We start from the raw sequence: 454 nt of genomic DNA, 5'->3' as shown, positions 1-454 counted from the left end.
CCTATCAGATTACAGAAGCTTGAGTCTGATCTTGGATGTGGTTTACAGCAGACAGAGAGTAGTAGTCGCCGTGGCCGGTTACTTGGTAAGTGCTACCGTCAGCAAACTTGAAGTTTTCAACTTTGTGATTGTTACCGGTAAACCAGTCGTCGATGGTAATGCTGTCGTTAGTACCAACAGAAACAGTCAGGTTAGCACCAGATTTGCTCAGCAATACGTCGGAAGCTGCAACGCCTTTACCGAACAACAGGGTGTCATTACCGCTTTCCTCACGGATAGTGTCGTGACCATAACCTTTGTCGAAGAAGTAAGTGTCGTTCCCGGTACCGCCGATCAGGATGTCGTTGCCGACACCACCGTCGAGGTAGTCGTTACCATCCTTGCCAACCAGGCAGTCGTCACCGGCCAAACCGTACAGATGGTTGTTGCCGCCGTTACCTTCGAGGTTGTTGTT

General features: G+C 50.0%; 1 protein-coding gene. It reads right to left on the bottom strand.

Translation table 11 applies throughout. The features are described from left to right. Nucleotides 1–4 precede the first annotated feature (4 nt). On the bottom strand, nucleotides 5–454 hold a 450-nt coding region (locus tag ACTHUM_RS19655; RefSeq protein ID WP_440403962.1), incomplete at its 5' end, for a calcium-binding protein.

This window comes from Neisseria sp. P0021.S006 (assembly GCF_051956895.1).
Note: the sequence above shows the minus strand (reverse complement) of the source record. Positions and strands in the feature narration are given on the sequence as shown.